Source organism: Actinosynnema sp. NPDC023658 (assembly GCF_040639995.1).
Taxonomy (GTDB): Bacteria; Actinomycetota; Actinomycetes; order Mycobacteriales; family Pseudonocardiaceae; genus Actinosynnema.
Genome location: NZ_JBFAAX010000038.1, coordinates 21,949 through 28,596, shown reverse-complemented (window position 1 = coordinate 28,596; position 6,648 = coordinate 21,949). Strand labels below are relative to the sequence as shown.

Below are 6,648 nucleotides of genomic sequence, written 5' to 3'. Positions count from 1 at the left end.
GCCGCCCCCACCGACGTGGGGGCGGCGCGGACCTGTCCGCTCACGTCACGGGCCGGACGAACGGGAACAGCACGGTCTGCCGGATCGACGCGCCGGTGAGCATCATCAGCACCCGGTCCACGCCCACCCCCAGACCGCCGGTGGGCGGCATGCCGTGCTCCAGGGCGTCGAGGAAGTCCTCGTCCAGCTCCATCGCCTCGACGTCGCCGCTGGCCGCCTTCACCGACTGCGCCTCCAGCCTGCGGCGCTGCTCCAGGGGGTCGGTCAGCTCCGAGTAGGCCGTGCCGATCTCCGCGCCGAACGCCACCAGGTCCCAGCGCTCGGCCAGGCGCGGATCGACGCGGTGCGGCCTGGTCAGGGGCGAGACCGAGGTCGGGAAGTCGGTGTAGAAGGTCGGTTCGACGGTGCGCGGCTCGACCAGCTGGTCGTACGCCTGCTGCACCAGCATCCCGTGGTCGGCGTCGTCGGCGGGCGTGATGCCGTGCCCGGCGAGCAACACCCGCAGCTCCGACACCGGGGTGTCCGGCGTGACGGGCGCCGACAGGGCGGCGGACACCGCGGCGTGGACGCCGATCACCGGCCACTCGCCCGAGATGTCGACCTCCACGCCGTCGCGCACCGCGACCGGGCGGCCGTGCGCGGCGACGGCGGCGTGCTGCACCAGCTCCCGCACGAGGTGCAGCATCGTGGTGTAGTCCGCGTAGGACTGGTAGGCCTCCAGCATGGTGAACTCGGGGTTGTGCGAGGCGTCCGCGCCCTCGTTGCGGAAGTTGCGGTTCAGCTCGAAGACCCGGTCCACGCCCGCCACGCACAGCCGCTTCAGGTACAGCTCGGGCGCGATGCGCAGGTACATGCGCATGTCGTAGGCGTTGATGTGGGTGACGAACGGTCGGGCGTTCGCACCGCCGTGCACGGCCTGGAGCATCGGCGTCTCGACCTCCAGGTAGCCGCGGCCGTGCAGGAAGTCGCGGATGCCGCGCACGACGTCGCTGCGCAGCCGCAGCATCCGCGCCGAGTCCGGGTTCACCGCGAGGTCCAGGTACCGCTTGCGGGCCCGCGCCTCCGGGTCGGTCAGGCCCTTGCGCTTGTCCGGCAACGGGTGCAGGCACTTCGCGGTCACGGTCCACTCGTCCGCGAGCACGGACAGCTCGCCGCGCCGCGACCGGACCACCTCGCCGCGCACGCCCACGTGGTCGCCCAGGTCGACGCCCGCCTTCCACGCGGCCAGGTCCACCCGCGCGGCGTCCAGCATGAGCTGCAGCTCGCCGGTGAAGTCGCGGACGCGGGCGAACACCAGGCCGCCCAGCTCGCGCAGCGCCACGACCCGGCCGGTCACCGAGACGGTCTCACCGAGCCGTTCCGGCACCTCAGACAGGGAGTGGTCACGCGGGTAGTTCACCGGGTACGGGTCGATGCCGGCGGCCCGCAGCCGGTCGAGCTTGGCGATGCGGACGCGCACCTGCTCCGGCCGGCGCAACTGCTTCGGCTCGACCTTGATCGCGTCGATCCCGGCCACGGCCGCGGCGAAGTCCGTGCCGGCGGTCTCGTAGCGCAGCGCGCGGGACGCACCGCGCTGGAACAGCGACCTCAGGCTCGGCACGAAACCCTCGGCCACACCGGCCGCGACGCTGACCCTGGGCAGGTGACGGGCGCGGGCGAAGCACAGGTAGCGGGGCAGCCACTCGGGGCCGTACTTCGCGTTCGACCGGTACAGCGACTCCAGCTGCAGGAACCGGGACGCGACGCCCAGCACGCCCCGCCACGTGCGCAGCACCGGTCCCGCGCCGATCCGCGCGCCCTCCTCGAACACCGCGCGGAACATGGCGAAGTTCAACGACACCCGCTGCACGCCCAGCCGTGCCGCGGCGCCCACCAGCTCGGTCACCATGAACTCGTTCAGGCCGTTCTCGGCGGCCCGGTCGCGACGCATCAGGTCCAGCGACAGCCCGCGCCTGCCCCACGGCACGAACGACAGCAGGCCGCGCAGCTCGCCCCGCGCGTCGTACGCCTCGACCATCACGCACCGGCCGTCGGTCGGGTCGCCCAACCTGCCCAGCGCCATGGAGAACCCGCGCTCGGTCGCCGCACCGCGCCACCGCTGCGCCAGGTCCACGATCGACGCCAGCTCGTCGGCCGGGATCTCGGCGTGCCGCCGCACCCGCGCGGTGTACCCGGCGCGTTCCACCCGGCTCACGGCCTGCCGCACGGACCGGCGCTGCGGACCGGACAGCGTGAACTCGCGCACGTCCAGCACGGCCTCGTCACCGATCTCCAACGCCTTCAGGCCCGCCGCCGCGTAGAGGTGCGCGCCGCGTTCGCTCGCGCCCAGCACGCCGGGCAGCCAGCCGTACCGCCGCGCCTCGGCCAGCCACGCCGCCACCGCCTGCGCCCACGCCTCCTCGTCACCGATCGGGTCGCCGCTGGCCAGCGTGGTGCCGGCGAGCACGCGGTAGGTGAGCGCGGCGCGGCCGTTCGGGGCGAACACCACGCTCTTGTCCCGGCGGGTGGCGAAGTAGCCCAGCGAGTCCGGCTCGCCGTGCGCGGCCAGCAGCCGCCGCACGGCCAGCTCGTCGTTGTCGTCCAGCAACCGGCTGGAGCGCTCGCCGCGGAAGAACACGTACAGCGCGCCGATCGCGACGAGCATCCCGCCGAACCCGAGCAGGACGCTCAGCCAGTCCGGGCCCTGGCCGCGGCGGCGCTGCGGCAGCACCTCGCCGGTGATCTGGTTCGCCGCCCACACCAGCTTCGACCACGTGCCGTGCAGGTGACCGGGGAACAGCTCGGCCAGGAACCAGCCGACCAGGCACAACGCCACGATCCCGGCGACGAAGACGAGCAGCGCCTGCCGCCACGCGCCCGGCGGCAACTCGGCCGGGAAGGCGTCCCGGATCACCAGGAGCAGCGCGATCAGGCCGAGGGCGACGAGGATGACACCGCTCACCTCGACCACCCGCCCGACCCGGTCGACCGGCTCGTCGCTGCCCAGGAAGGGGTGCGGGTCGATCCAGTAGAGGACGACGTAGAGCAGCAGCGCCGTGACGTTGAGGATCTCGAACAGCAGCAACGTCCACAGCGCGGCCCGCTTGCGCCGGCGCAGCGCCGCGCCGAGCACCACCAGCACCAGGGCGATGAACAGGTTCGCCTCGACCGGTAGGCCGAGCAGGGTCGAGGCCGCGAAGATGACCTCGGCGAGGTCCGACTCCTCGTCGACCACGAACAGCAGCAGGGAGGCCGCCGCCGCCGCTTGGACGACGGTCGCGACCACCCCTGCCGTCCGCCACTTCCAGCCGGCCACCGCCACGACACGCTCCAAGGGGTCTCGGTTGTCCACCATGATCGCCTCACTCGCCGGGCGCGTGCACATCCGCTCGTCCGGGCGTGTCGACGGGCCCGCGGTGGTGCTCAGCTCGGGGTTGGGCGGCGCGTGGTTCGACTGGGACGCGGTGGCGGCGCTGCTGCCGGACGCGCACGTGCTGGTGTTCGACCGCCCGGGCACGGGTCTGTCCGGGCCGCCGCTGGCGCCCGCGACCCTGGCGCGCGAGGTGGCCGTGCTGGACGCCGTGCTGGCCGGTCGGCCGCCGGCGGTGCTGGTGGGGCACTCGATGGCGGCGCTGCACGTGGAGGCGTGGGCCCGGCTGCGGCCGGCGCGGGTGCGGGGGCTCGTTCTGGTGGACCCCGACCCGGAGGTGCCGGGCGCCGGGCGGCCGTTCGACCTGTCGGCGCTGGTGGCCCGGTGCGTGCTGCGGCTCGGGCTGGACCCCGTCGTGGCCGTTCAGGGCCTGCGGCTGCGCCGGTGGGTGATGCGCGGGTCGACGCTGGGCCGGCGCGACCCGGCGTCGCCGGCGGCGGTGCGGTCGGTGTACGGGCGGCCGTCGGTGACGCGGGCCGTGCTGGACGAGCTGGCGTCGTACCCGGCGCAGGTGGGAGCCGTGGAGCGGCTGCGGGCGTTCCGGCCGCTGCCGCCCGTGCCGCTCACGGTGCTGACGGCGGGTCGGCGGGTGGTCCCCGCGCACACCGCGCTGGCCGCGCTGTCCCCGGCCGGGCGGGCCGTGCCGGTGCCGGGCAGCCGCCACATGGTGCCGGTCGACCGGCCGGACGCGGTGGCGTTGGCCGTCCTGGAGGCACTACGCGGCTCCTGACGGCCGTGTGAAGCTACTCGCACTCCGCGCCAATCCCCCCGCGCCGGTGTCACGCTGGGCGGGTAACCGTGCAACAAGGCCCGGGGACCCGCGACGACGCGGGCCTCGAGGGAGGACGGTCGACGATGACCTCGACTGAGGTAACCGCGCCTTACGGCAACGGGGCGGGCAACGCCCCCACCGGCAAGAAGGTGCGCATCCACCACCTGCGGGAGATGAAGGAACGCGGCGAGCCGTGGCCCATGCTCACCGCCTACGACATGTACACCGCGGAGCTGTTCGACGAGGCGGGCATCCCGGTGCTGCTGGTCGGTGACTCCGCGTCCAACAACGTCTACGGCTACGACACGTCGCTGCCGGTGACCGTGGACGAGCTGATCCCGCTGGTGCGGGGCGTCACGCGGTCGGTCAAGCGGGCGCTGGTCGTGGCCGACCTGCCGTTCGGCTCCTACCAGGTCTCGGTCGAGCAGGCCGTGGCCACCGCCGTGCGGTTCATGAAGGAAGGCCGCGCGCACGCGGTGAAGCTCGAAGGCGGGAAGCACTTCGCCCCGCACGTCGAGGCCATCGTGCGGGCGGGCATCCCGGTCATGGCGCACATCGGCTTCACCCCGCAGAGCGAGCACCAGCTCGGCGGCTACCGGGTGCAGGGGCGCAGCGACGCGTTCGACTCCGTGGTGGACGACGCGCACGCCGTCGAGGAAGCGGGCGCGTTCGCCGTCGTGCTGGAGATGGTGACCGGTGAGGTCGCCAAGCAGATCACGCACGACCTGCGCATCCCGACCGTCGGCATCGGCGCGGGACCGGACACCGACGCGCAGGTGCTCGTGTGGCAGGACATGATGGGCCTGCGCCGGGGTCGCGCGCCGCGGTTCGTGAAGCGGTACGCCGACGTGGCGGGCGTGATGAAGTCGGCGGCGGAGCAGTTCGCGGCCGAGGTGAAGGGCCACCAGTTCCCCGGCCCGGAGCACACCTTCCACTGATCCGCGACCGAGGACGCCGCGCCGGCCCGAGGTCGGCGCGGCGTCCTCGCGCCTGCCGTCAGGGCCGCAGCGCCGCTTCCAGCGCGTCGCGGGCCGGCACCAGCGACGGGCCGTACCAGGTCAGGTAGCGGCCCGACACGTGCACCGGGCGCAGGCCGGGGAAGAACTGCGGGCCGTCGTCCGGGGTGAACAGGTACGGCTCGTCGGGCAGCACGACGATCTCGGCGTCCTGGAGGTCGGCCTGCGCGGGGCGCGGGTAGCGCTCGGGGTGGTCGGCGAAGGTGTTGACCACGCCCAGGCGCAGCAGCACGTCACCCGCGAACGTGTCGCGGCCCAGCACCACCCACGGCTTGCGCCACACCGGAACCACGGCCCGCGTCCACGGCGGCGTCACCTCGCGCCACCGGTGTTCGGCCTCGACCAGCCAGTCCGGTTCCGCGTCCCAGGCCGTGCCCAGCAGGCGGCGCAGCGAACCCAGCGCGGCGGGGACGGTGGCGGGCGCGGCCGTCACCCACACCGGGACGCCGTCGGCGCGCAGCCGTTCCACGTCCTCCGGGCGGTTCTCCTCGCTGTTGGCCAGCACCAGGTCCGGTCGCAGCGCAAGCACCCGGTCCACCTTCGGGTACTTCGAGCCGCCGACGCGCGTGACGTCCAGGTCCGGCGGGTGCGTGCAGTAGTCCGTGACGCCGACCAGCGCGGCCCGGTCGACGGTCGCGACGGCCTCGGTGAGCGAGGGCACCAGGCTGACCACGCGTCGCGGCGGGCCGGGCAGCGGCACCGGCTCACCGAGGTCGTCGACGGGCAGCATCAGATGTCGGTGATCTTCAGACCGGCGTGCGCCTTGTAGCGGCGGTTGATCGCGATGAGGTTCGCGGTGAACGCCTCCACCTGGTGGGCGTTGCGCAGCCGGCCGCCGTAGACGCCGCGGAAGCCGGGGACCACCTCGGCCAGGGCGCGGACCAGGTCGGTGGCCTCGCGGTCGTCCCCGAGGACCAGCACGTCGTTGTCGACCCGCTCGATCGACAGGTCGGCCAGGTTGACCGCGGAGACGTGGTGGAACGCGGCCGTGACGCGGGAGTCCGGCAGGAGCGCGGCGGCCTGCTGCGCGGCGCTGCCCTCCGGCACGGGCAGCGCGAACGGGCCCTGCTTGTCGAAGCCGAGCGGGTTCACGCAGTCGATCACCACCTTGCCGCGCAGCGGTTCGCGCAGCGACGCCACGGTGTCCGCGTGCCCGTCCCACGGCACCGCGACCAGCACCACGTCCGCCTGCTCGGCGCAGCCCGCGTTGTCCGCGCCGCTGACGTGCCCGACCCCGGTCTGCGCCCGCACCTCCTCGGCCGCGGCTTCGGCGCGCGCGGCGTCGCGCGACCCGATGACGACCTTCAGGCCCGCCTTGGCCCACCGCAGCGCCAAGCCCTTGCCCTGCGCGCCGGTACCACCCAGGACCCCGACGGTGAGCTCGCGAATATCAGTCACCCGGCCATCACATCACAGGTGATCGGGCCGGGCCTTCCGATCGCGTGCGCGAT

The 6,648-nt window shown here is 73.9% G+C and carries 5 protein-coding genes; 2 read left to right on the top strand and 3 right to left on the bottom strand.

All coding sequences use genetic code 11. The features are described from left to right. Positions 1–40 precede the first annotated feature (40 nt). Positions 41–3,334 carry a bifunctional lysylphosphatidylglycerol synthetase/lysine--tRNA ligase LysX gene (gene lysX, locus AB0G02_RS07965; RefSeq protein WP_360791045.1) on the bottom strand — a complete coding sequence of 1,098 codons (3,294 nt, stop codon included), beginning with the start codon at positions 3,332–3,334 and terminating at the stop codon, positions 41–43. Between lysX and AB0G02_RS07960 the strand changes: the two genes are divergently transcribed. Together AB0G02_RS07960 and panB are read left to right on the top strand one after the other, a co-directional pair. Continuing rightward, the gene (locus tag AB0G02_RS07960; RefSeq protein WP_360791042.1) at positions 3,333–4,139 is read left to right on the top strand and encodes an alpha/beta hydrolase; all 807 of its coding nucleotides are present in this window, start codon (positions 3,333–3,335) and stop codon (positions 4,137–4,139) included. The genes lysX and AB0G02_RS07960 overlap by 2 nt on opposite strands. Before the next feature lie 125 nt (positions 4,140–4,264). After that, the gene (gene panB, locus AB0G02_RS07955; protein ID WP_360791040.1) at positions 4,265–5,119 is read left to right on the top strand and encodes a 3-methyl-2-oxobutanoate hydroxymethyltransferase; all 855 of its coding nucleotides are present in this window, start codon (positions 4,265–4,267) and stop codon (positions 5,117–5,119) included. A gap of 58 nt (positions 5,120–5,177) precedes the next feature. Here the strand turns inward: panB and AB0G02_RS07950 are convergent, their stop codons facing one another. Beyond that, complete coding sequence (locus AB0G02_RS07950; RefSeq protein WP_360791037.1) at positions 5,178–5,927, bottom strand: helical backbone metal receptor; 750 nt, start codon at positions 5,925–5,927, stop codon at positions 5,178–5,180. After that, a complete protein-coding gene (gene npdG, locus AB0G02_RS07945; RefSeq protein ID WP_360791034.1) occupies positions 5,927–6,595 on the bottom strand; it encodes an NADPH-dependent F420 reductase in 669 nt (222 codons plus the stop codon). Before npdG ends, AB0G02_RS07950 begins: the two co-directional genes overlap by 1 nt. Between the last annotated feature and the right edge of the window lie 53 nt (positions 6,596–6,648).

Coding starts and splice junctions, on each gene's coding strand:
- AB0G02_RS07960 (WP_360791042.1), top strand. CDS start 3,333: ATGATCGCCTCACTCGCCGGGCGCGTGCACATCCGCTCGTCCGGGCGT.
- lysX (WP_360791045.1), bottom strand. CDS start 3,334: ATGGTGGACAACCGAGACCCCTTGGAGCGTGTCGTGGCGGTGGCCGGC.
- panB (WP_360791040.1), top strand. CDS start 4,265: ATGACCTCGACTGAGGTAACCGCGCCTTACGGCAACGGGGCGGGCAAC.
- AB0G02_RS07950 (WP_360791037.1), bottom strand. CDS start 5,927: ATGCTGCCCGTCGACGACCTCGGTGAGCCGGTGCCGCTGCCCGGCCCG.